General features: G+C 47.0%; 20 protein-coding genes. 8 read left to right on the plus strand and 12 right to left on the minus strand.

The window, feature by feature from the left end; translation table 11 throughout:
* Positions 1–147: 147 nt before the first annotated feature.
* Complete coding sequence (gene ald / locus ACETMN_RS05990; protein WP_411735883.1) at positions 148–1,281, minus strand: alanine dehydrogenase; 1,134 nt, start codon at positions 1,279–1,281, stop codon at positions 148–150.
* 189 nt (positions 1,282–1,470) lie between these two features.
* On the opposite strand from ald, the gene ACETMN_RS05995 reads away from it, so the two are divergent.
* A complete protein-coding gene (locus tag ACETMN_RS05995) occupies positions 1,471–3,141 on the plus strand; it encodes a PucR family transcriptional regulator (protein WP_105600831.1) in 1,671 nt (556 codons plus the stop codon).
* 57 nt (positions 3,142–3,198) lie between these two features.
* Here the strand turns inward: ACETMN_RS05995 and ACETMN_RS06000 are convergent, their stop codons facing one another.
* The gene (locus tag ACETMN_RS06000; RefSeq protein WP_143786504.1) at positions 3,199–3,489 is read right to left on the minus strand and encodes a hypothetical protein; all 291 of its coding nucleotides are present in this window, start codon (positions 3,487–3,489) and stop codon (positions 3,199–3,201) included.
* A gap of 315 nt (positions 3,490–3,804) precedes the next feature.
* Between ACETMN_RS06000 and ACETMN_RS06005 the strand changes: the two genes are divergently transcribed.
* A complete protein-coding gene (locus tag ACETMN_RS06005; RefSeq protein WP_411735884.1) occupies positions 3,805–5,874 on the plus strand; it encodes a hypothetical protein in 2,070 nt (689 codons plus the stop codon).
* Between the two features lie 46 nt (positions 5,875–5,920).
* Here ACETMN_RS06005 and ACETMN_RS06010 read toward each other — a convergent pair whose 3' ends face one another.
* The 5 genes from ACETMN_RS06010 to ACETMN_RS06030 all read right to left on the minus strand — a co-directional run bounded on the left by ACETMN_RS06010 (position 5,921) and on the right by ACETMN_RS06030 (position 11,410).
* Positions 5,921–7,636 (minus strand): sigma-54 interaction domain-containing protein, encoded by a 1,716-nt coding sequence (locus tag ACETMN_RS06010; RefSeq protein WP_411735885.1) that lies wholly within the window; start codon positions 7,634–7,636, stop codon positions 5,921–5,923.
* Positions 7,637–8,149: 513 nt separating this feature from the next.
* Complete coding sequence (locus tag ACETMN_RS06015) at positions 8,150–9,025, minus strand: SDR family oxidoreductase (protein WP_411735886.1); 876 nt, start codon at positions 9,023–9,025, stop codon at positions 8,150–8,152.
* A 29-nt stretch (positions 9,026–9,054) separates the two neighbouring features.
* Positions 9,055–9,534, minus strand: coding sequence for a hypothetical protein (locus ACETMN_RS06020; RefSeq protein ID WP_411735887.1), 480 nt, complete (start codon positions 9,532–9,534; stop codon positions 9,055–9,057).
* A 126-nt stretch (positions 9,535–9,660) separates the two neighbouring features.
* A complete protein-coding gene (locus ACETMN_RS06025; protein WP_091015616.1) occupies positions 9,661–10,218 on the minus strand; it encodes a MarR family winged helix-turn-helix transcriptional regulator in 558 nt (185 codons plus the stop codon).
* A gap of 268 nt (positions 10,219–10,486) precedes the next feature.
* Positions 10,487–11,410, minus strand: coding sequence for a proline dehydrogenase family protein (locus ACETMN_RS06030; RefSeq protein WP_091015614.1), 924 nt, complete (start codon positions 11,408–11,410; stop codon positions 10,487–10,489).
* A 319-nt stretch (positions 11,411–11,729) separates the two neighbouring features.
* Here ACETMN_RS06030 and pruA point away from each other — a divergent pair, with 319 nt between their 5' ends.
* Positions 11,730–13,277 carry an L-glutamate gamma-semialdehyde dehydrogenase gene (gene pruA / locus ACETMN_RS06035; protein WP_411735888.1) on the plus strand — a complete coding sequence of 516 codons (1,548 nt, stop codon included), beginning with the start codon at positions 11,730–11,732 and terminating at the stop codon, positions 13,275–13,277.
* A gap of 129 nt (positions 13,278–13,406) precedes the next feature.
* Positions 13,407–14,711: an RNA polymerase factor sigma-54 gene (gene rpoN / locus ACETMN_RS06040; RefSeq protein WP_411735889.1), complete on the plus strand. Its 1,305-nt coding sequence runs from the start codon at positions 13,407–13,409 to the stop codon at positions 14,709–14,711.
* Between the two features lie 120 nt (positions 14,712–14,831).
* On the opposite strand, the gene ACETMN_RS06045 is transcribed toward rpoN, so the two are convergent.
* Positions 14,832–16,265 (minus strand): aspartate ammonia-lyase, encoded by a 1,434-nt coding sequence (locus ACETMN_RS06045; RefSeq protein WP_091015610.1) that lies wholly within the window; start codon positions 16,263–16,265, stop codon positions 14,832–14,834.
* Positions 16,266–16,600: 335 nt separating this feature from the next.
* Between ACETMN_RS06045 and ACETMN_RS06050 the strand changes: the two genes are divergently transcribed.
* The 3 genes from ACETMN_RS06050 to ACETMN_RS06060 all read left to right on the plus strand — a co-directional run bounded on the left by ACETMN_RS06050 (position 16,601) and on the right by ACETMN_RS06060 (position 19,897).
* Complete coding sequence (locus tag ACETMN_RS06050; RefSeq protein WP_017690252.1) at positions 16,601–17,878, plus strand: methyl-accepting chemotaxis protein; 1,278 nt, start codon at positions 16,601–16,603, stop codon at positions 17,876–17,878.
* A gap of 198 nt (positions 17,879–18,076) precedes the next feature.
* Entirely contained in the window at positions 18,077–18,922 is an 846-nt protein-coding gene (locus tag ACETMN_RS06055; RefSeq protein ID WP_091015608.1) for a hypothetical protein, read from the plus strand.
* A 267-nt stretch (positions 18,923–19,189) separates the two neighbouring features.
* Positions 19,190–19,897 carry a stalk domain-containing protein gene (locus tag ACETMN_RS06060; protein ID WP_091015607.1) on the plus strand — a complete coding sequence of 236 codons (708 nt, stop codon included), beginning with the start codon at positions 19,190–19,192 and terminating at the stop codon, positions 19,895–19,897.
* An 84-nt stretch (positions 19,898–19,981) separates the two neighbouring features.
* Here ACETMN_RS06060 and ACETMN_RS06065 read toward each other — a convergent pair whose 3' ends face one another.
* A complete protein-coding gene (locus tag ACETMN_RS06065) occupies positions 19,982–20,956 on the minus strand; it encodes a ring-cleaving dioxygenase (RefSeq protein WP_091015605.1) in 975 nt (324 codons plus the stop codon).
* A gap of 264 nt (positions 20,957–21,220) precedes the next feature.
* Here ACETMN_RS06065 and ACETMN_RS06070 point away from each other — a divergent pair, with 264 nt between their 5' ends.
* Positions 21,221–21,982, plus strand: coding sequence for a TIGR02206 family membrane protein (locus ACETMN_RS06070; protein WP_091015603.1), 762 nt, complete (start codon positions 21,221–21,223; stop codon positions 21,980–21,982).
* A gap of 197 nt (positions 21,983–22,179) precedes the next feature.
* On the opposite strand, the gene ACETMN_RS06075 is transcribed toward ACETMN_RS06070, so the two are convergent.
* The 3 genes from ACETMN_RS06075 to ACETMN_RS06085 all read right to left on the minus strand — a co-directional run bounded on the left by ACETMN_RS06075 (position 22,180) and on the right by ACETMN_RS06085 (position 24,525).
* On the minus strand, positions 22,180–22,974 hold the full coding sequence (locus ACETMN_RS06075) for an SDR family oxidoreductase (protein WP_105600805.1): 795 nt from the start codon (positions 22,972–22,974) through the stop codon (positions 22,180–22,182).
* Positions 22,975–23,180: 206 nt separating this feature from the next.
* The gene (locus tag ACETMN_RS06080; protein ID WP_091015600.1) at positions 23,181–23,441 is read right to left on the minus strand and encodes a YqkE family protein; all 261 of its coding nucleotides are present in this window, start codon (positions 23,439–23,441) and stop codon (positions 23,181–23,183) included.
* A gap of 436 nt (positions 23,442–23,877) precedes the next feature.
* On the minus strand, positions 23,878–24,525 hold the full coding sequence (locus ACETMN_RS06085) for a peptidylprolyl isomerase (protein WP_411735890.1): 648 nt from the start codon (positions 24,523–24,525) through the stop codon (positions 23,878–23,880).
* Positions 24,526–24,637: the final 112 nt, after the last annotated feature.

Raw genomic sequence — 24,637 nt, forward strand, 5'->3', positions numbered from 1 at the left:
CAAAAGGCCTTATGCCAACCAACAAGCTATCATATATGTGAAAAAAATCAAGAAGCGCCAGCCGGGTACATCATCTGCCCGACTCGCGCTTCTATTGCGTTCCACAGGCCTGGCGACTATGCGCCGGGTGGAACGATCAGTTCAAGATTACTGGACGGCGGCGGCATTCTTCAGCGCCTGACCCGCAGGAACATAGGCATGCCCGAGATCCCGGGCAACCGCCTCATAAGTGATGTGTCCATTCAGCGCATTGACCGCGCTGCGAATGGACGAACTGCCGCGAATCGCGGCGGCTGCACCGTGGTTGGCCAGCTGCAGCGCATAAGGCATGGTGGCGTTGGTCAGCGCCACCGTAGATGTACGCGGCACAGCGCCTGGCATGTTCGCCACCGCGTAATGCACGACACCATGTTTCACATAGGTCGGTTCATCGTGGGTTGTGATATGATCAATGGTCTCAACGATCCCACCCTGATCAATCGCCACATCCACAATGACCGAACCCGGTGCCATCGTCTTAACCACTTGCTCGCTGACAAGTGTTGGCGCCTTGGCGCCCGGAATCAGCACCGCACAAATCAACAGATCTGCCGCCGCAACAGCTGTTGCAATGTTGGACGGGCTGGATACCAGCGTGTGGATCTGATTGCCAAAGATATCATCCAACTGGCGCAGACGATTCAGATTCAGATCAAGGATGGTTACATCCGCTCCAAGGCCAATGGCAATCTTGGCTGCATTTGTTCCCACCGTACCGCCGCCAATAATGACCACTTTCCCCCGACTGACACCGGGTACACCGGACAACAGAATACCCTTCCCACCTTCGGTCTTCTCCAGTAACTGTGCTCCGATCTGGGAGGCCATGCGGCCTGCAACTTCACTCATAGGGGTTAGCAGGGGAAGAGCACTGTTGACCTCCAACGTCTCATACGCAATAGCCGTTACCCGACTTTTAATAAGGGCTTTGGCAAGCTCCGGTTCCGCTGCGAGGTGCAGGTAGGTGAACAGAATCAGTCCCGGACGAAAATATCCATATTCACTGGCAAGTGGTTCTTTCACCTTGATGATCATATCGGCTTCGGTCCACACGGACTTGGCATCAATCCGAATCTCGGCGCCCGCAGTTTGATATTCATGATCCGTGAATCCACTGCCGATCCCGGCGCCTTGTTCAATCAGTACCTGGTGACCGGCTCTGATGAAATCAGCAGCCCCGGCTGGAGTCATTGCTACACGATTCTCATTATTCTTGATTTCTTTGGGAATTCCGATTCTCATCACCATGCACCTCGTCCATTTATTGGTTGTTAGCTTATACTACAAGTTTATGACTTGAATAATCGTTTTGCACCTTACTTGATGTCTAATTTTTAGGGATTGAACTCAACATATTGTCGAAAAAGACTGTTCAGGACATTTGTCCATGGATTATAATGTAAGAAAAAATAACACGAAGAGGGATCGCCATTGCGAAATGACCGTGTGTTTACGATCAAAGATATCCTTGCACGTCCGGTATTTGGCCGAGCACGACTAGCGGCAGGGAAGGATGGAGTGAACCGTCAGGTTGGCTGGGTTCATGTATTGGAGATTACGAATGTATCTCCATTCGTAAGCCCCCATGATCTTATTTTATCCACTGGACTGTGGCTTCAATCGGAAGAAGGGCGTGAAGAGTATCTGCTCCAGCTCATTGGCAGTGAGGCAGCGGGGTTATGTGTGGAGTTTGGTACCAGCATATACGGGATCCCGGAAGAACTGATTGAACTGGCGGACAGACACCAGTTTCCGCTGATCGTATTTGAGCAACCGGTCCGTTTTGTCGAGATTACACAGGATATTCACTCTCTGCTCATTAATCATCAACATCAACTGCTGAAAAGTCTCGAAGCATACTCCCGTCAGCTTCAGCAACGAACATTACAGAGTACGGATATGTCTGCTGTGCTGAACCTGCTACATGAGTATGCCGCCAAACCAGTGGTGTACATTTCGTCCATGGAGCCGGGCAGTTTTGTGCCCGAACTTCTTCCGGAGATGGAACAGGCCATCTATACCTGGTATGAGCAGGAGGTAGAACATCTGGATTTGAATGATTCAGATACCGAATTATGGTTCCACATAGACGAAGAGAAGGCTCTGTTGTGTCATCCGGTCGTCTGTTTTGGCCAGGTATTTTCGGCTGTAGGCATGATTGTACATCCCGCAGCTCCAGTAGAATATCTCAAGCTGTTGCTCGATTATACGGCGAAGGCGGCGGCAGCGCTCACGCTTCGTTCCCAGTTTCTTGAGGAGAAGATGGTCCGCAATCAGAATGAACTGATCCAGGATCTGATGAATGGCAACATCCATCAGGAGGAACAGGCTCAGACTCGAATGGGGCTTCGTTTGCTGGTGAAGGGGCAGTACTGGTTTGCAGGAGGGGTCATCGAGATTGAGCATCGATTGAAGGGTACAGGCCGGGAGCGAATGGAAGCGAATCATCAGGATGTTCTTGTCCTGCTGCGTTCCCTGCTCAAGAAGAATAATCTGCCTAGCTTGATTATGCTGAAGAACAACCTGGTATATCTGTGCTGTGCGAAGGAAGCGGTAACGGCCGCTGCACGTCATCAACTGCTGCGATTACTGGAAGGGATTGCCCAGGATGTAAAACGGTTTGCCAATCGTAACTTGAAACAGGTTATGATTCATGTGGGATTTGGCAAGTTACGCAACCGTTTGACCAGCCTGCCGGAGAGCCTTCAGGAGGCCTACCAGGTGATCGAAGTTTCGAGATCGGTAGATTCGATGGAACATGTTCACTTTTACGAACGTATGGGTATATATCAAATGTTAAAGGCGTTACCCCAATCCTTCCTGCAACCCTTTGTCCAGGATCACCTGGGTATGTTGATTGAACATGACCAAACGCATCACCTGCGATTGGTAGAGACGTTAGATGCTTACCTGCAGAACTTTGGTTCCAAGCGGGATGCGGCCGCCCAGTTATTTATTCATCGGCAAACGTTGTACAACAGACTGGAGAAGCTGGAAGAACTGATGGGTCCAGGTTACATGGATCAAGGGAGAAGAATCTGTCTGGAGATGGCGCTGCTGGCGCACGCGATGATTGAGAATGGACAGTGGCAATCCTCTTGATGAGGTGAATGGATGAGGACAGACTGTGCATCGATCTTACACTACCTTGAGCACAGTCTAGCAGTTTTTACTAATTCGCCGGGTATGTCGTAATGAAGCAGGCAGGCGTTGCAGAGTGGAAGTGGAGCGTCGGCCCCGAAAAAGCTTCGTTTGACCGGAGGAAGGTGCCAGTGATAATGAAGAAGGAGCAGCCAGCCGATACGGGGGTGACGACCGGTCGGGACGTCCTTCCTGTTCTGCTTCATTATCCTCCATTGAAATGCCACTTTGGTGCAGCCATTCATTAAGTCGTTTGGGATTGATTCCAAGTTGTCCGCTCAGATTACAGATATCGAGGTTTATTCTCACACAAATCCGCCTTTCCTGGAATATCGGGCTGGTAGTAGGGAATGAAAGGGAAGCATGAATTCGAGATCAGTAAATGCTCATATGCATGTTGGCTGTGCTTGATCGGCGGAATGATTCATTACGTTGAGAAGAAGCGTGGAGGCGTCTATATACCGTGTTAAACGTTTCCATGTCCGCTGTTTTGAATATTTCCTATAAATTGGCTTTTAACAAGATTCTATCACTTCACATGCAATTGCGCGTCTCAATATAGTCTCAATTTTGTGAGAAAAAAAAGTATATTAAAAGTACCAGTATCTAGTACGGAGGACATATATGGGAAACAGTACTGAGGCTCAATACGACAAATATGTTGAGGATGGCAAACGTTTCATTGGTCGAACCAAAGAACTGACGACACTGGAGCGGTGGTTCAATCATCCGGAAGCCCCATTAACCATATTTTCAATTACGGGCATGGGAGGCATTGGTAAATCTTCCTTGCTTTCAGAGATGTTATCTGTCTCTCGGGATCGAGGTGCGACGGCAATCTGGATGGATGGTCGATCATGTGGGGCGACTCCTTCCGTTTTTATGGATTATTTGTCCTCGACATTAGGCTTGGAAACAATGGATAGTGAAGGATACCCGCGACCACTCAGCTTGCTGAAAGACACTTCGGTTGATAAACGATTGGTCCTGGCCGTGGATAATTATGAAGAACTCGCACTGCTGGAAAGTTGGTTCATGGAAGTCTTTATATCCAAACTTCCGTTAAGAGGGATACTTGTCATTCTTGCATCACGCCCGGAACTGGCATCCACCTGGCGGACACATCCCCGATTACATCAGAGGTTTATACAGATGCGGCTTCAACATTTCACAATTGATGAGATTACGGAATATATCACGGTGGCAGGCTTTCTGAATCAGGGGATGGCAGGTACCATTACGAGAATGACCGATGGACATCCGCTGGGACTGGCCCTGGCTGTAGAAGCTGCGGATCAGAGGAGGAATCTTCCGCAGTCGGAATGGGCTGAACTGTCACATATGATCAGTGCTCGATTATTATTGGAGCTTACGACACCCCGTCTGCATCCCGTAGTGGAGGTACTGACACTGCTTGAGACAGCCAATCAGGAATTATTATCATCCGTATTGGATATGAACGTGACAAAAGAAGAGTATCATATGCTGAGACAGATGTCGTTTATCCGTTCCGGCCCGGATGGTCTTGCCCTGCATGATATGGCCAGGGTGCATCTGTTGCGGGATTTCCGTCAACGTGAGCCACATCGGTTGCAGAGCATGCGTATCAAAATTGCGAAGTTACTGAAACAGCTGCATGAACAGGCAGGGTGCCATGAGCGTCGGCAAATAGCCCGTAAAATGCTGTTGCTCTGTCAGGAATCGATGCTTCAACACCGTAAATACGCGGATGTGTCTCGTGATTCCTTGTTCTCACCTCTTGAACCGATGAGAAGCGAGGACCTGCCAGTTCTACAGAGTTTGTTACAGCAATGGTGCGATTACAGCGTGGAACCATGGCAGGCATTATCCTATGGCCCCTTCCTGGATGAACTGGCACAACGTTATCCCGAAGGGATCGTATTGATGCGTGACAAGCTCGGCGAGACGATCGCCATGTTTATCACAGTACTTGTACATAGGGATAGCAGTGAGCTGCTCCTGAAATATTTTCCGAATGAGATACATGAATGCTTCACACCACAGGAGCTTGAGAGTGATCCGGATCAGAGTGATACGCACTTTGCTTTGCTGGCTGCGGCAAGAGATGACGTGCCGGGTTATACACGAGAAGAACTGGTAGGATACATGGCACTAGACCGACTGTCTCTGCTGGGTGATGGTGCGCGAGCCATGCTCGTTGCAACGAACCCTCACCTGAAACTATTTTTGCAAAGTATTGGATTCCGGATGCGAAGAACCCGCACTCGTGTCTGTGACAGATATGAAGACCAAGCGGACGTACTTGATTTGGATTTGCGTAGTGGACAATTCGGAGAGTGGGTCATGTCTCTGCTTGATCCGGAATCAACAGAGAATCGGATACAGCCGGAAACAACGGAATTGGATGGTGTAATTTGGACTGAACAGGATGTTCGCAAGATGTTGGGGGATCTTCGTTCCCCGGGAGAATTGCATGAATATGCTGGCAGGGTTAGAGGAGTAAAGGATGGAATCCAGTTACAGCTGTATGTCATGGATCTGTTGGAAGGCAGAGTACATGGCCTTTCTCCACAGGATCAGATGCTGTTATACGCGGCCTACTGGACGCATGCTGGCAATCCAACTGCCGCAGCCCAGACGTGTTCCATGAGTCGGGCGACATTCTATCGCCATATCAGAACAGCGCTGACTCGCTTGGCGCGGATTTTGTAGGGTTCTATTCATTCATATACTGATAATAAAGACAAGAAGAGGCTGGTCATAGACCAAGCCTCTTCATGCGATTATAGAGCGTTGCCCTGGAGATGCCAAGTTGCTTGGCGAGTGTTCGTTTGTTGCCACCTGCTGCTTTCAGATATTGAATTAGAAGTTGGGCCTCATGGTTGTCCAATTTTTGCTGGTAGGTAACACCGGAGACAAGTTCGGAATCATCGGAGTGATCTAATTCGTCCACATTTGCAACCGCTCGAGGTTCTTTTTCTGCTCTTGCTCCCACCGAATCCTGACGTTGCTGATTTTCGCTCTTGGCATGTGAATGAAATCCAGATGTCAGTTGAACTTCGGACTGTTCTTGCATCGTGAGGGAAGTGAGGGTATCAGGCAGATATTCCTGCTTCACCTCACCATCTGTCGTCAGAATGGTCAGGCGTTCGATCACATTTCGTAATTCACGTACATTGCCTGGCCAATCATATTGGAACAGCAACTTGAACACTTCAGGTGGAACCAACTCAATATGACGGTTATAGAGCAATGAGAATTCTTGAAGGAACGTCTGGGTTAATTCATATATATCTTCCTTGCGCATACGCAGAGGAGGGATGACAAGGTTAATGACATTCAGTCGATAGTAGAGATCTTCTCGGAATTGATTGCGAGCAATCATACGCTGTAGATTCTGGTTGGTCGCAGCGATAATCCGGCAGTCGGCCTGTTTCACTCGTGTTCCCCCCACAGGAAAGTAACTCTTCTCCTGCAACACCCGAAGCAGCTTCACTTGCAATTCCAATGGCATCTCACCGATCTCATCCAGAAAAAGAGTACCCCCTTCGGCAAGCTCAAACTTACCCTTTTTTCCTTTGGGATCCGCTCCGGAAAATGCACCTTTCTCGTAGCCGAATAATTCACTTTCAAACAATGAAGCAGGGATTGCCCCGCAGTTAATAGCGATGAACGGTGCAGTCTGCAATTCACGGAGATCATGAATGGCTTTGGCGAATAACTCCTTGCCTGTGCCGCTCTCCCCGAGAATAAGTACGGTTGCTGAGGTGGTACTGATCTTGCGAATGGTCTCCATGCACTGCTTGATGACCGGGCTGCTGCCCTTGATTCTGGCAAATGGATCTAATTCGGGACGTAGCCGAGCAACGGCTTTCTCCAGATGCTGGACTTTGGAGGTCATATGTAATAGTTCCTGATGTAGTCGGATTTCAGTTGTTATATCCACTTCGGCAGCAACTGCACCCACAATATGTCCATCCAGTTGGACCGGACGAGCATTAATCAGGGCGAAGAGGTCGGGCCGTGGCTGATGCTGTTTGCGATAGACCGTTTCGCCGGTATACAACGTCTTGAGAGATTGTAACCGATCTGGAGGGAAAAAGTCCGCTGCGGGTTGTCCAATGATGTCTTTTTTGCTGATCGAAAAAACATGCTCCGCGCCAGTTGTCCAGTAGGCCACTTTGGCATCTTCATTAATTAATGTCAGAGCTGAACCCGCTGTCTCCAGTGTGGTCTCAAAATAAGCTTCTATCAGGCGATGCGCATGCATCATGGCATGCAAAACATCGGATACGGCGATATATCCCAATAGGGGTCCATCATCCTGAATGAATAAATAAGAAGATGTGTCGAATAAGCAGAAGGCATCTACCAACGATGTTGAGGACGGAATGGTAAGTGTGGAGAGGTCCGTATCCAGAACATCCATATCCGTACGCAGTAAAGACATTAAATCTGGAAGTAAATGTTTCATCGATATCACCTCAGTTAGGGCATAACTTTCAGAACTGTACCTATTATAAGGAACTCTTATGATTTGAGTAGATGGAAATATTTGAGTGAGATAGTTAACCATATTATAGCTTTCAAAGTGAAATGTGTATAGATTTTTTGACATGAATCATACATAAGACAATCGGAAATAGTGGTTAATTTTGTTTTTGTGATGCTGAACTACGCGGTGTTTTTCATCGTGGCAGGTGTACAGGCGAACCAATTCACCCTTTATCAAAACGGTGCCCATTCATTACGGAATCATTCACTGCATCGGCAGTTGATCTGCAGACCCTAGCAGGCGGAATACAGATCAATGCGAATGCCTCTATCCTAATGCTACAATTAGGTTAACTTTTGAATAATAAATGGGTGTGTCCAGAAAATTAGACATTTAAAATTGTGGTTCTCTCTCTTTTAATTAGTGGTTGACAGTCTTCGGACGTAAATCATGGGAAGTTCTTAACTTTTCCTTATCTCATGTATGACTTTGTTACAGCCTTGGTTTAAATGTATCTTGATGCTCTCTCAGGAATGCATCGAGCGAGCGCGGCACTCTGCCAAGCAAGCGTTGAACGGTATCCGTCGGCTTCTCTGGCACAACGGTAGACATCGTCTGAATTTCCACAACGTGGTCTGCAAGCCAAGGAGGCATCTGTCCATGTTCGATCAGATCCGTTCGAAGCTCCTCGGGTTTGAGGTTGAGGAATCCGATCGGTCGATTGAACAGGGTGGACATTTTATCTGCAATCTGTGCATAAGTGAATGCTTCGGAACCCGTCAGCGTATAGATGCGGTTCGCTGGTTTGGCTCTAGTCAGCACTTCTGTGGCAATATCTGCGATGTCTCGGCAATCAATGAAGTTGCATGGGGAATCTCCAATGCAGCCGAAGAATACATCTTGGGTTGTAATGGTTGGTGCGAGTCGGAGCAGATTTTGCATAAAAGCATAGGGCCGCAGCATCGTATATGTCATCCCGGATTTCACTAGAGCTTGCTCGATTTGTTCATGCCAGCCTGCTACAGCTACTGGTGAACGTTCGTCATATGCTGGGCTGGATATTTTGACGACATGCTCCACTCCTTCTTGCACAGCCATCTGAATAATGGATGTCTCTAGTTCCACTTGTTTAGGGTCGTTGGATAATGCTAGAAATAGTTGACTGGTACCCGCCAAAGCTCTGCGCATCGATTCGGAATCATTTGCATCGGCAGCACGGGTTTCAATCCCGGACAATGCCAAGTCCGCCATTTGTTGACGAAGCTTATCCGGCTTTCTACTTACTGCCCGTACGGGAATACCTCTTTCCAGCAAACGTCTCAAAAGTGCATTTCCAATCATGCCTGTTGCTCCAATAATAGTAATCATGTTTCAATCTCTCCTTATAATGAACTTGTTTATTTGGTAATGTAAGTTCGCCAGCGCCATGACATGATCGTACAAGCTATTGCACCAGACAATGGAAAATCGAACCCAATATGATCCAACCAAGCCCATGAAGAACTCGGGTTTACGATCTGCAATACATTAGAAATCCCCCATGCCGCCACAAAGCCAAACCCCGCGCCTGCAAGTGCCAAGCAGCCCACCACAATGACTCGGGGTGCTTTCGTCACCCACCGTGGGCGGTTCTCACGGTTGCGAAGCCAGAGTCCGGCACATAGAGCCATAAGCAGAGACGCCCCTCCAATCGTTGTTAAAGCTCGTAACTGAAGGACTTTATCAGCGGTGACGATTCCCCCGATGCTTGCCATGATGGCAGGAGACAAGTAGGCCGGGATTAATTCACGCCACAGCACAAAAGGTTTTTGGGGAGGATTAGCGGCTCGGTTTGGATAAGCTTCCTCGGAATGAACGGGGTCATTAAGGTTAACCATATCACTACTCCTTTTTTTGTATAGAAATCACTAATTTGCTTTCATCTATATATAATTAGGGACCTAACTATATGGGGTGAAAATGGGCTAGTTGAACTAGCCCGGTTCCCTTTCTTCGTTATGCTCCTAGGATTTTGGTTCGAAGAAGTCACGTGACTCATCTGTAAGTGCAGCAATACCTTGTGTAACACGCCCCAGCAGGTTGAGAAACACACTCCTTTCCTCGATCGTAAGTAATCCGACCATCGCTTCCAGTCTGGCAAAATGTTCCGCAGCCATATCCGTTAGCTTCTTTGCACCTTTGGCGGTCAAAATGACTGACTTCTGACGACCATCAACGGAACTCGTCCGACGAGCAACCAGTCCGTCTCGTTCTAAAATCTCGATTAGACCAGTTACAGTAGCACGGGTTACACCCAGATTTTCCGCCAGTTGGGAGGGCAGTTCTTCCCCTTCGTGATCTTCAAGATCTGCCAACAGACGATATCGACCTGTAGATAAACCGAATCTGGAGAAATGGATTTCCGCAGCATGCCCAAGTTTGGCTCCTGCTACCATCAGTCTGGATGCGACAAGCACGGCTTGTGCATCCACGTCTAATTGATAGCGATCAACCTGACGCTTCGTTTGTACTAACGAAGGGATGAGGTACATATCAGTTGTTGATTTGTTTTGATTGTCCATAAATATAGTATGGTACCTAACTATATAGTTGTCAACTTTTGTTTAGACCATTCTATCCAGAAGCCAGGGATATATGAAGAAGTTTTATTTTGTCGATTTGGTCGATTTTCAGAATTTGGAGCCATTTTATGACGCAATAACGTTACTGAGGTTCCTAGGTTGGATTCTCTCGTAAAGTGTTCGTACTGAAAAAACCATGTGCCCAGAAAAAAAGAGGCAACATGGTTTCTTTTGTCTTTTTTTATATATTGATCCAGCTGGAGAATAATTATCGGAACATATTCTTAACGACCATCCAGAGATTAGCCGGTTTTTCGGCCAAACGGCGGGTATAGTACGGATACCACATGGTGCCGTAAGGTACGTAACAGCGAATGCGATAACCTTCTTTGGCGAGACGTTCCTGTTCGCTCATACGCAGACCATATAACATCTGGAATTCAAAGGCATCCGGCGAGATTCCCCGATCCTTGGCGTATTGTTTCGTCCAGTTAATGATGTGATCATCATGCGAGGCAACCGCAGTGTATACACCCTGATCGAGGTGATTACGAATCATCGTTTTGAATTGATGAATGACTTCAGAAGTATTCTGATAGGCGACTGATCCGGGTTCTTTGTAAGCACCTTTAACCAGTCGAAGCCGGATGCCTTCCCGAATCATATCACGCGTATCTTCTTCGGTGCGATGCAGGTAGGCTTGTAAGACTGTGCCCGTATTGTGCAGTCCTTCCGAGTGCAGTCTTCGAACAATATCCAGCGTTGCTTGAGTAAATGGACTATCCTCCATATCAATTCGGACAAATAGATCATGCAATTTGGCTTGTGCGGCAACGGCCCGGATATTTCGATAGCCCTCTTCCGGGTCCAGTGCGAGGCCCATCTGGGTTGGTTTCAGCGAGACGTTGGAGTCTACGCCTTCACGTGCAATGCCTTCTACCAGTCGTACATACTCATCCCTGTACAATGCCGCTTCGCTCAGGCGGGTGATGCCTTCGCCAAGATGATCGAGCGTAGCCATAATGCCTTTATTATTGAGTATGCGGATCTCTTCGAGAGCTTCTTCCAAGGTGTTTCCTGCAATAAATTTGCCTGCCAGCTTCTTACCATATCTAATGGACAGGTTCTCTACAGCTTTGTTGCCTGCCACGGTTAATAAGGTTTTGCGATATATTTCCGTTCCCACACTCATTTTCGTCTCCTCCTTCAGCATTGTGCATCCTTAATTCAAGCAAGAAACGTGCCAGATTTGGTGATGGTCTACTATTTTTCATGGAGATTTTAACTTTATAAAAAGGAATCAAAAAATCTGGGGATAACAGCGATTGGAAGGTTGTTCTGTCATCGGAGTGGGCAGTGTGAACTTTCTTTAGTTAAATTTAATAAGAAAAATATTTCAGTTCCAACCGGAGTTGGCACGGATTTTGCTACATATATTTGGTGATGAGTAACATGCAAAATAATTCAGGCGAGCAGCCAGCGAATCCCACATCCTGAAGGAGGAATCATTGATGAATATCCCTTTTGTTAACGAACCATTCACACCCTTTGCGGTCCAGGCGAACCAGGAAGCATTTGAAGACGCACTTCGTCAGGTAGAAGCTGAACTTGGGCAGGAATACTCGATTATTATTGGTGGGCAAAAAATAACAAGCAGCCGCACGTTAACGTCCGTGAACCCCGCGGCCAAGAATCAAGTTGTCGGAACGATCCATCAGGCAGATCAGGAATTGGCCGAAAAGGCCATTCAGACAGCAGCGGAGACATTCCACACTTGGAAATATACCGATCCGAATGAACGGGCTCGTTATCTGTACAAAGCAGCTGCCATTATGCGCCGTCGCAAGCATGAATTCTCCGCATGGATGGTCTATGAAGCCGGCAAGACCTGGCCTGAAGCCGATGCGGATACAGCGGAAGCCATTGATTTTATGGAATTCTATGCACGGGATATGCAGCGATTGAGTGAACCCCAGCCCCTCGTGCGGATTGCAGGGGAAGATAATGAACTGAGTTATATACCGCTGGGTGTTGGCATTGTTATTCCACCTTGGAATTTCCCGCTGGCGATTATGGCAGGCATGACCTCTGCTGCACTGGTCTCCGGCAACACGGTGGTGTTAAAGCCAGCAAGTACAACTCCTGTGATTGCGGCGAAGTTTATGGAACTGCTCGCAGAAGTGGGCTTGCCAGATGGCGTCGTCAACTTTTTACCAGGGCCAGGTAGTGAAGTTGGTGATTATCTCGTGGATCATGCGCTTACCCGGTTTATCAGTTTCACCGGTTCCAGAGATGTAGGGCTGAGAATTAATGAACGTGCAGCACGTACAGCTCCAGGTCAGAAGTGGATAAAACGGGTTATTGCAGAGATGGGCGGCAAGGATTCCATCGTAGTAGACAGTGACAGTGATCTGGAACTCGCGGCAGAGTCCATTACCGCTTCGGCATTTGGTTTCTCTGGACAGAAATGTTCGGCGTGTTCCCGTGCCATTATTCATAAGGATGTATATGATGAAGTATTGCAAAAAGTGATTGAACGGACACAGAAACTGACGATGGGCAGTCCACTTGAAGTTGGCAGTCAGGTCGGTCCGGTTATTGATGACAAGGCATATGCAAAGATCACGGAATATATTGAAATCGGCAAGGGTGAGGGGCGTCTTGTGCACGGTGGCGGGACAGGGAATGTTGAAGGTTATTTCATTGAACCAACCATAATTGCCGATGTGGACCCGAAAGCCCGGATTGCTCAAGATGAGATTTTTGGACCTGTGCTTGCGTTCATCAAAGCAGAATCTTTCCAGGATGCTTTGGATATCGCCAATAATACAGACTATGGTCTGACCGGCGCGGTGATCTCACGTAATCGTGAACATCTGGAACAGGCAAGACGCGAATACTTTGCGGGTAATCTGTATTTCAACCGGAAATGTACCGGAGCACTGGTGGGCACGCATCCATTTGGTGGATTTAACATGTCAGGTACGGATTCCAAGGCAGGTGGAAGAGACTATCTACTGCTGTTTACACAGGCGAAGCTGGTATCGGAGAAATACTAAACAGATTATCCATGATCCGACTGAAATCTGCTTACAATCGTTTGAATAGTATGCTATTATCCCTGCAAATCCTTTTGTTCGTATAAGAAACACAGATGCTTATTGCCGAAGGCATAAGGAGGGTAACGGATGTTAGGTGTTCAGTTGGTACAGGAACAACGTATTCGGCTGTCCATCACGCCGGAGATGAAACAATCCTTTCATTTGCTAACGATGTCCGGACAGGATCTGACTCGTTACTTGCTGGATGCGGCGGAAGAAAATCCAGTTCTTGAACTGGAAGAACAAGCTGCGCCCCTCCCCCGGATTCCACGGCGAATGGACCAGCGCAGGTATGATTCCTACGATCCGCTGCTTCAGGTCAGAGGTGCAGAACCTACCCTGGAAAAGTTGCTGATTGCCCAAATTCGAGTGATGACACTTCCAGTCGAAATGGAAAATATGGCAGTATATTTGGCAGGGTGCGTTAATGATGATGGTTATCTGACAGTTGAACTGGCAGAGGTGCAAGCAGCAATTGAGCAACCGATGAGCAAAATTGCAGCGGGACTGGAGGTTCTCCAATCACTGGACCCTGCTGGTGTAGGAGCGCGGAATTTGCAGGAATGTCTGTTGCTCCAGATTAGACGTGATTCATCGGCTGCGCTGTATGCGGAGCGGATGGTGGAAGCGGGATTGGAAGCACTGGTTCCTTTTCACCCAGGTAAAACAGGGAGTCGATTAGGCATGACTTCACGGGAAGCTCAGACTGCCTATGACTATATTACACGTCTTGACCCCAAGCCCTGTCGATCCATCGGATGTACAGAACGACCACATTACATTATTCCAGATGCCATCGTAGGGTTGCGTAACGGTGAGGCCCATTTTAGCCTGCATGTGGCAGGTAACCCTCGTGTATCGATGAATGAAGCGTGCATCCGCTGGATCAGGGAAGAGGCTCCGGACACAATCTGGTCTACCCGCGTGGTAGAGGCGAGGGCGATCATTCGGAGTGTACACTTGCGGCGCAGGACTTTAGTGCGTGTGCTGGCGGCAGTGATGGAAGAGCAGAAGCACTTTTTGGTCAAAGGCCCATCCACGCTAAAACCACTTAATCTGGCTGTTATTGCAGAGAAGATTGGCATGCATGAATCAACGGTAAGTCGTGCGGTGAACGGTAAATACATTGAGACCCCGCACGGTGTATATGAACTCAGGGCTTTTTTTGCCTCGGGAATCCGTACAACGTCAGGGGATAAAACATCAGCATCAGCGGTGAAACGTAGATTAAAAGAAATCATTCGCACGGAACAGGCTCAGCGTCCATACTCGGATAGTCATTTAGCCACACTGCTCGCCGAGGAGGGGATTGTCATCTCCCGCAGAACGGTTGCCAAGTACAGGGAGGAACTTCAGATTCTGCCTTCCCTTGAGCGTAAACGGTGGGCTTAATCGAATAGCTGGCGTCTTATCTTCTCTGAATAAAAGAACCCCCGCAAACCGGATGAACGGTCTGCGGGGGTTCTTGGTAATTATTCGTGTTTGGGTTGCTGCATCAGTTTTCCTGATTACCTACATACGTTCCATATTACGCAGGAAGTGTTCTCCGGCAATCCCTGGTGTAGTCATCTGTTCCGGATGAAGAATCTCTTCCAGTTCTTCCGGTGTCAGCAGTCCGCGTTCCAGAATGATTTCTTGCAAGGTAAGTCCAGTTTTGAGCGCTTCCTTCACAATGGAAGCCGCCACATTATAACCTAAGTGTGGGTTTAACGCCGTAACCACACTGAAACTTTGTTTCATGATTAATTCGCAGCGCTCTCGGTTAGCTTCCATCTCTTCAACCGCATAACGTGTGAAAACATCGATACCGTTATTCATAATTTTCAGGGATTGCAGCAAGTTGAACGCAATAACTGGGCCCATGACATTCAGCTCGAATTGACCGGCTTCACACGCCATACAGATCGTATGGTCGTTCCCCATCACCTGGAAGGATACCTGGTTAATGACTTCCGCCATAACCGGGTTGACTTTGCCTGGCATAATGGACGAACCTGGCTGACGCGGTGGCAAGAGCAATTCATTGAATCCTGCACGCGGACCTGAAGCCATCAAGCGAATATCATTACAGATTTTGGAAAGGCTAACCGCACATACCTTCAGCGCCGCTGAAAGTTCCAGATAGGCATCTGTGTTCTGCGTTGCATCCACGAGATCCTCAGCTGTTTGTAGTGGTAGTCCGGTAACATCAGACAGGTGCTCTGTAACCTTGACGATATATTCGGGTTTGGCATTGAGTCCTGTACCTACCGCAGTTGCACCCATGTTAATGGTAAGCAAGCGGCGATTGGCGAATTCAAGACGCTCAATATCCCGTCCGATTACACGGGCATAAGCTCCGAATTCTTGTCCAAGGCGAATAGGTACGGCATCCTGAAGATGGGTACGGCCAACCTTGACCACATCGTTGAATTCCACTTCTTTTTTACGGAACGCATCCTGTAGTCTCTTCATGGTAGCGAGTAACGTCTCCGACAGTTGGTACGCCGCAATGCGCAATGCTGTAGGTACCACGTCATTGGTGGACTGGGACATGTTCACATGATTATTGGGATTGCAATGGAAGTAGTCTCCCTTGCTTTTGGTTAACAGTTCCAGTCCGCGGTTGGCTAAAATTTCGTTCATATTCATATTCATGGAGGTGCCTGCACCGCCCTGAATGGAGTCTACAATAAAATGATCCATATGATGGCCTTTCATCATTTCTTCAGCGGCCATAACAATCACATCGCCAATCTTGCTCGGCAGCATCTTCAACTCCATGTTGGTAATGGCTGCCGCCTTCTTCACCGCAGCCAGAGCCGTGATCAGCTCCCGGTGTACCGGAACGCCGGTAATCGGGAAGTTTTCCACGGCCCGGACCGTCTGAATTCCGTAATAAGCATAAGCCGGGATTTCTTTTTCACCGATAAAATCTTTCTCCGTCCGTGTGGACATAGTAGACATCTCGTTCGCCTCCAGTGGCATCAATAAAAATAGTTCGGCTTCAGCATTGCTGAAGCGCACTCAGTATATCATTTAAGCAAAATGGATGCCAATCTAAATCATTTGGCCTCTTGTGCCGATAATAAATAAAATTAGGGATATTAAATGGAATATTATTCAATTTTCAAGAAAGGGGGGGAGTGTCCAAGCTTGTCTTATACATTATGCGCTTTATGGTAGAGAAGTCATGCATGAACGGCAAGTATGGGGGGAATAGAACGTTTTCAGTGATGTATATCACATGATATTTGGTACTTGATTGGTAAAATAGGAAAAAAGGACTACGGGGTGTGCACATGAAATGGACTTTAGGAGCAAAGACTGTCGCAGGTTTGGTACTGATTTCGATTATTACCTACGGAACTAGCGGCTTTTTTATATTTTTTGTCAAAGACTGGATTACATTAGATATTCCGAATTGGGTATACATATCGATCATTTTAATCATGGGAGTATGCTGGAACGGGATTCTGGGATGGTTTGCATCACGCTGGCTGACTCGTCCAATCGTTCATCTGTCCCGGGCTGCACAGCAGGTTTCAGCGGGGGATCTGACAACCGAAATTCCGCAGCGACGCACGCAGGATGAACTTACCGTATTATATGATGCTTTTCGCGCAATGGTATCTAACCTTCGAAGCATTGTAAATGATATTGCAGACAGTACAAGAACGACTTCACAGAACGCACAGTCTCTGAGTGAAGCGATTACCCAGGCCGCTGAACAGATCGAAATGATGTCGGATGCGGTAGATCATATTGCGGTAGGCGTAGAAGAGCAGAAGGTCACTTCCCATCAATCTCTGATTACGGCGGATGAGATGCTGAACGATTTCCAGCGTATGCATAGTCAGTCCATGGACATGACAGAGATGTCGGGTCAGATGGAACGATCTGTGGATCATACAAAACAGACTTTCTCATCGTTGATGAAAGGGATGGACGAGCTGGCCGAGTCGCACAATCGTTCCCGCGATATTATGTTGTTGCTGGAGAAGGAAGCCTCCGATATCGAAGTAATTACCCAGTCTGTCAAAAACATCGCAGAGGAAACAGGGTTACTTGCCCTGAATGCTTCCATTGAGGCTGCACGAGCTGGCGAAGAAGGTTCTGGTTTTGCAGTCGTGGCGCAGCAGATCCGCAAGCTGGCAGACGAAAGTAAGGAATCGGTACACCGTATTAATGAGCTGATTAGTCGTGTGCAGCAGCGGATCAGGGAGACAGCCCAACTGTCTCATGAGCAGCATGGTCTCGTGGTTAATGAATCGGAGCGGACCGTCTCTGTGGATCAGACGTTGCATGAACTGACAGGAACAGTGGAAGTATTTATGAAGGGTGCGCATGATATCGGTTCCAAGATTGCAGAACAGACCGGTCGCGTGGAGCAAACGCACGGTCATGTGAAGAAGATCCAGGGGAAAGCCGGATCGTTCTCGGATGAGGCGAGACGAATTATGGATGCCGCACACGAAGAGACAGCCATCATGGAGGAGATTTCATCCTCGGCTGAAGAACTGAGACAATTAACCGATCGGTTATTGGACAAAACCAAAGCATTCCGGATGCAGCCTTAAGCTGTGTTCGGAATTTTTTTTGTTTTTGGAGAACAGTTTTGGCATGATAATTTGCTTATTCTGGTTAAAGCCGAACGTTCTTTCGTGAAAACGAAAATTTGTAAAGATTATTTTATGAAAGATTAACAAATTCGCAACTTGCAGGCGATAAATGAAGATATAATAGGATTATCACAACAGATAAAGGAGCCCAGTATATTGAAAACTTGGACAGGTATCCTGCTGATGATTATTTTGGCGGTAGCTACGATTAGTACAACTTCGGCTGCCAGAACCATGAATGAATCGCAAAAACAGCTTAACATAGATGATCAATCCAGCCAGACTGAAACGGTCGAGGCTTCCAATATAGATAAACTGCATGACACAGCGAAGACAACACAGGAATCCATTCCCGTGAAAGAGGAATACGTTTCGGTAGCTCCAGAGAATGAGAACGTCAGATTATACCCTATGAAAGTTGAGGGTTCAGGATATATATATAACGGAATGATTTTGGAAGTGGACGGCAAAGTGCAAGAATTTAGTGATTGGCAGGGAGAAGGCGGGTCTTACAAACCCGAAGTGCACGAGCTGGATCTGAATGGAGACGGCCAGAAAGAAATTATTGTTTTGTACACAGAAGGTCATGGAACAGGTATTTATTTGGGACAAGCACGTATCATTAATCCGGTAACGCTGGAAGAGATGAAGATGCAATCTCTGGATGAGATTGCGAAACAGCATGTGAAGTCAAAAGTTACGGTTAGAGCAGACCGTGTGGATGTTGATGTCGCCGTTGATGGTGTTCAAGCAGAACCTTTACGGATCGAGGAAGATACGAGTGGCGGCGTGTATAACAAAGAGTTGGGATTCGGTGGAGTAACCTATTACAGTGTGGAGGATGGCCAACTTGTCGTATCAGCAGCAGGATCTTACGGTGCGGCTTTGTATGCGGGTGATCTGACATTCACTTATGAGTATCAAGATGGCGAGTGGAAGGCCGTAGATTTGAAGTACAGCATGGAAGTGTATGAAGAAGAATATTATGAATCTTTTGATTGATATCATCCTGTTGATATCGTAGTGCATCGGGAATTGTAAGTTCTCAAGTGTGGAGTTAAGTGAACATCTGACAGAATATCTTCCTTACTCCGTATACGGACAGTGGGAAACTGGGCGAGGCTGAAAAAAATCAGGACATACAGCCTCGTTTTGTGCTGCCCGGAAATAGGAACAGGGTACTAAAAATGCAGTAAACAATTGACATTATCACTTTAGTCGTTTAAATGTATAAAGGATAAATCATTTTAACATTCAGGAGGGATTTTGATGAAGAAAAAGGTTGTACTGGGTTTGATGGTAGGTACATTAACGCTTGGGATCGGGACGGGTGCGCTCGCAGCAACAGGGTTGGAGCAGATCAAAGCCTATCTAAACAGCAAAATTACGTTGAAACTGAATGGCGAGACCGTAACAGCGAAGGATGCTAACGGCAAGACCGTATTGCCGATCACGTATAACGGAACAACGTATTTGCCAGTTCGTGCGGTTGGAACACTGCTTGGAACTGAAATCAATTATGACGGTGCAACTTCTTCCGTCCTGATTGGCGGAACGAATGGATCTGCACCCGTAACCAACGGAAAAGTAACGCTGAGTGCACTTGGAACATCCGTACTGGGATCTACCGCTTGGCACACCAAAGATCCTAAGGATACCACATATAAAGGCAAGGATTACAAGGATGTTTATCTGCATAATGATCCTGCGAAACAGGGGGATGATATTCAGATTAATACGGGTAAAAAGTATTCTTCTCTGCACTTGGAACTTGCCGCGCTGAAAGGGAATCAGGAAATTCATATCTATGATCAGGATCTCGCGACACTCAAAAAGTTCAATATCACTCCAGAAAGCGGTATGATGAGTCTAGATGTGGATGTTAAAGGTACAGATGCTGTCTATGTCGAGATTGTATCTGAAGATCCAGGTTCATCGCTGTTTGTGCCTCTTACCACATCTTACTTGGTTAAATAAAATAGACGTAATAAAAAAACGATTATCAACAATGAGGTAGCTGGATCAAGTCCAGAATACACATGGTGATAATCGTTTTTGGGTTTAACGAATGACGGTATCCAGCGGTTTGAGATTGGCTTCAATCTCGGCGCGGCGACCTTCGAGGAATGGAGGCAAAGCAAGCGATTCACCCAGATGCTCCATTTCTTCATCTGTATCAAATCCCGGACCATCGGTTGCAAGTTCGAACAAAATACCGTTTGCTTCACGGAAATACAGGGAGCGGAAGTAGAAGCGATCTACAAAACCGGAGTTAGGGAATTGGAAGTTACGAACCCGTTCCACCCATTGTTTCAGTTCTTCTTCGTTATCCACACGGAACGCAACATGGTGTACGCTGCCACGTCCAGGACGCTCTTGGGCAAGGTCATTCCGTTCCTCAACATGCACCTCGGAGCCGCTACCACCTTCGCCGGATTCAAAAACGAGTACATCAGGTTGACCTGAAGTAAAGGCAGGGTAACTTCCTTTCGCTCTGAAACCGAGCAGTTCGGTAAGAACCGGAGCGGTAAGGGAAGCATCTTTTACCGTAAGATGGATAGGGCCAAGGCCAACAATGCCATATTCGGCAGGCACAGGGCTCTGATCCCATGGTTTACCACCAGCGACACCTGTATTGTTTTCATCCGAGACCAGAATCAGACGTTGTCCTTCAAAGTCTGTGAATGAGAGCGTCGCACGACCACCCCGTTCAACAATCTCTCCATGTGAGACATCGAATTCGTCAAAGCGCTGCTGCCAGTACGTAAGTGCCGCATCACTTGGAACGCGCAGTGACGTTGCCGAGATGCTGTTCACACCTTCACGAGTCTGTCCGGCCATCGGAATCTCGAAGAAGGTAAGTTCGGTACCCGGATTACCTTTTTCATCGCCATAGAAGAGATGGTAGACGGATACGTCGTCCTGGTTGACCGTTTTTTTAATGAGGCGCAGGCCCATGATGTTGGTGTAGAAACGATAGTTCTGATCGGCATGTGCTGTTAGAGCGGATACGTGGTGAAGTCCTTTGATTTGCATAATAATTCCTCCTAGATGAAGTGGGATAGTGTAAATGTTCAGTTGAACATTTGTTGAGTGCTGTATTTTTATCATTTCTATTAAGAAAGTTACTAACTTTTCGTTTGTTTTGGTTCTGAATTTATCTTAACATAAAGATATTTAAATTACAATGCTTATTTAGAATTCCAACTGGACAGCAATTTCATTCAATGGCAAAATGAAAAAGTTAACATTAAAGAGAGATAATGTTGGTGAGATCCTTGTAAAGGAGAGAAGAGATGCATGGCGTATCCACCATGGCTAGACCCTTATGATGCAGAGCCGTTTGTTCTGTTCTCCACTTCACATATCGTTTCGATTAGCGTAATTACAGCATTAATTGTACTGATGTTTTTGCTTCGACACCATCTTCGATCATGGTCAGAGAGGGCACGCCGCATACTGCGGATTGTTCTGGCCTGTATCATGTTTGCCTGCGAAATCGTGCTGCAGCTCTGGTATGTGTATGGAGGGATATGGAGCCTGCAGACGTCACTGCCACTCGAACTATGCAGTCTGTCTCTGCTATTATCGGCGTTGTTACTACTGACACGCAGTCGACTGTTACATTCTGCGCTGCTGTTTGCAGGCATTGCTGGAGCCCTTATGGCGATCCTGACTCCTAATCTGGGTTATGGTTATGCACATTTTCGATTTATTCAATTTTTCGTTGCTCATGCCTGTATCATTCTGGCTTTACTCTACATGACCTGGGTGGAACAGCTGCGACCTAGCTGGAGATCTGTAGCAGGTTCCATGATATTTGTGAATGTGGCGGCATTAATCGTATACGTTGTAGATGTCATGCTTGACGCGAATTACATGTTTCTAAGATATAAACCAAGTACACCCTCGGTGCTAGATATGTTAGGTCCGTATCCCATGTACATCCTTGGGGAAGAGATCCTGGCGCTAGTTTTGTTCTCGCTAATGTACGTTTTGCTCTTTGCCATTCCAGACTGGTTGAACCATCGTGTGAAAAAAGGTAAAAGCAATGCAGTTTAGCGGTAATCCTTGCATGCACCCGCCCGTATTATAATTCTCAGCATTTTGCATAATTCGAATTCTACCGCTCACTGGATTTATGCGAAATGCTCTTCACTATATATAAAACATCCCGCAGTAATCTGAACGGATCAGATCGCTTGCGGGATATTCGGGCGTTGTCCCTGAATGAGGCCGGGCCAACTTTTATTTATATGTTATCCACGGAGCAGAGATTCCGCACCATCCACATAGATTCGTGTACCTGTAACATGGGAGGCTTCATCGGAAGCGAGGAACAGAACGAGGTTCGCCACTTGCTTCGACGTTCCAGGTTCGCCCTTGAGCGGATGTTCGTGACCCTCAGGGAATTCAACAGGAATCTGTACTTCTTTCAGATCATCCGACGGGTAGGTGTTATCATCAATGTTGGTATCGATGGCTCCTGGGCAAACGGCATTTACACGGATCTTATAACGAGCCAGCTCCAGTGCAGCCATCTTGGTAAACGCAGTTTGTCCCGCTTTGCTGGAAGCGTATGCAGAGAATCCGATTCCTGAGAAGACCCGGTTACCGTTGATAGAACTGGTGATTATGATGCTGCCACCATGTTCTTTTAGATGGGGGATGGCATATTTGACGGTTGCAAAGGTTCCGCGCATATTGATCTCCATCGTCTGGTCCCAGTCCTCCATTTCCATCGTTTCAATCGGGGCCATCGTTCCGTTAATGCCTGCATTTGCAAATATGATATCCAGTTTACCCGCTTCAGCCGCAGCCTGATTGATCGCCTTCTGCACATTATCCGGTTTGGAGATATCACATTCGATCACATACGCTTCTCCGCCAGCCTTTTCAATAATCTGCTTCGTTTCCTCGGCAGTTTCGGGTGTACGATCCAGCATGTACACTTTGGCTCCATGTTCGGCGAAACGAATAGCCGTAGCCTGACCAATACCCGATCCACCTCCAGTTACTATTGCGACTTTGCCTTCCAAACGTTGTTCAGTCATCTCTGATCCCTCCGTATGGTTAGATTATCGTTGTACGCTCTACTTCTACATACCCGGCTCAAGACTGATGAATCATATGTATCTATATCAAAAAGAACAGGACCGCAATGCGGCCCTGTTCTGTGAGCAGATCAGCTTCATAATCTGTCTGCTGTAATATTATTTTGGCTTGTGTGATAGAAGACACCCTTAGGTCATGCCTTTGTTTACTTATGTTTCTTCCAGTCCATAGCGCTGTTATTCAGCAGATATTCGAAGTCGTTATCCCGGCGCTTCTGCTCCGCTTGGCGAGCTTCTTCTGCTTGCTGACGTTCCTGCTCCTTAAGTGCCGCTTCGGCAGCCTTCGCCTCATCTGCCTGAGCTTTCAGTTTCTCCAGCACATCACTGCTTAGCAGATCTTTCAGTGTTGTAGGTTTATCCTGTGCTGCTACTTTGGGAGCAGGGGGGCGTTTTTTGGATTTTGCCATAGGAAAATCTCCTTTCCAAACATGAATCAGGTTCCATTTATCGTACAGTAGTCATAGTATATCAGGTTCCCGTAAAGCATTCCATGAATCTGCGGAACAAAAGCAGGAAAACGAGGGTTGCGTGACGAATGAAAACGGGTATAAAATCATATACTATTACCGATACTGCGACTATTCCCTGGAGAAAGGAGTCGTTGTTCGTGGAAGTAAATCGTGGTTTACTGAAAGGGCTTGCATGGGGTGTTGCCTTTAGCTGCCCGTTATGGATTGCGATTATCGGCTGGTTACGTTTGATGGGATGGATGTATTGAGGATGATGCCGGAAGAGGTCATTTTTTATAAAGTCATATATGTAACCGCTATCATTAAAATCAATAAATAAAGCTCTGCCTTGCGAGATACGCGCAGGACAGAGCTTTTGTTTGTTTAGACTTCATTAAGGCATTTTTACCGGTTCTGGATATTCCAGACCGTGGGTGTCTACCGTGACTTTTTTCATAACTTGATCCTTAACGGGTTTGTCACCTTCACCTATTTCCTGAGCAGCAATGTTATCCACAGTTTCTATGCCTTCCGTTACTTTACCAAAGGAAGCATAGGAATTATCCAAGTGATCGGCATCCGCGAGCATGATGAAGAACTGGGATCCGGCTGAATCCAGATTATCCCCACGCGCCATGGAGATAACTCCACGAGTATGCTTCAGGTGATTTTTGTGACCATTAGATGTAAATTCACCCTTAATCGCATATCCCGGGCCACCTCGACCATTGCCCTCTGGATCTCCACCCTGAATCATGAAACCTGGAATAACACGGTGAAAGATTGTGCCATCATAGAAACCCTGATTCGCTAGTGAAATAAAATTGTTCACCGTATTGGGTGCAATTTCGGGATACAGCTCAATGACGATCTTCTGTCCATCGGCCATTTCAATGGTAGCTATCGGATTTGGACCCGTTGGTTCAACTGGAGCTGGTGTTTCTGTAGCGCCATTCGAAGGGCGTCCACAACCACTAATGACGATAAGCAGCATCGCGAGAACCAGCGAAACTACTGTGTTTTTTTTCCACTGTAAAGACATGAAAACGTTCCTCCTTGCATCTCTGCATTATATATTTTCTCCAAATCATATTTGGATATTTACCCAACTATCATACCGTTTTTGTGGACAGGATGGCAATGTAATACATGTG

It is taken from the genome of Paenibacillus sp. M2 (assembly GCF_046713495.1).
GTDB lineage: Bacteria > Bacillota > Bacilli > Paenibacillales > Paenibacillaceae > Paenibacillus > Paenibacillus amylolyticus_B.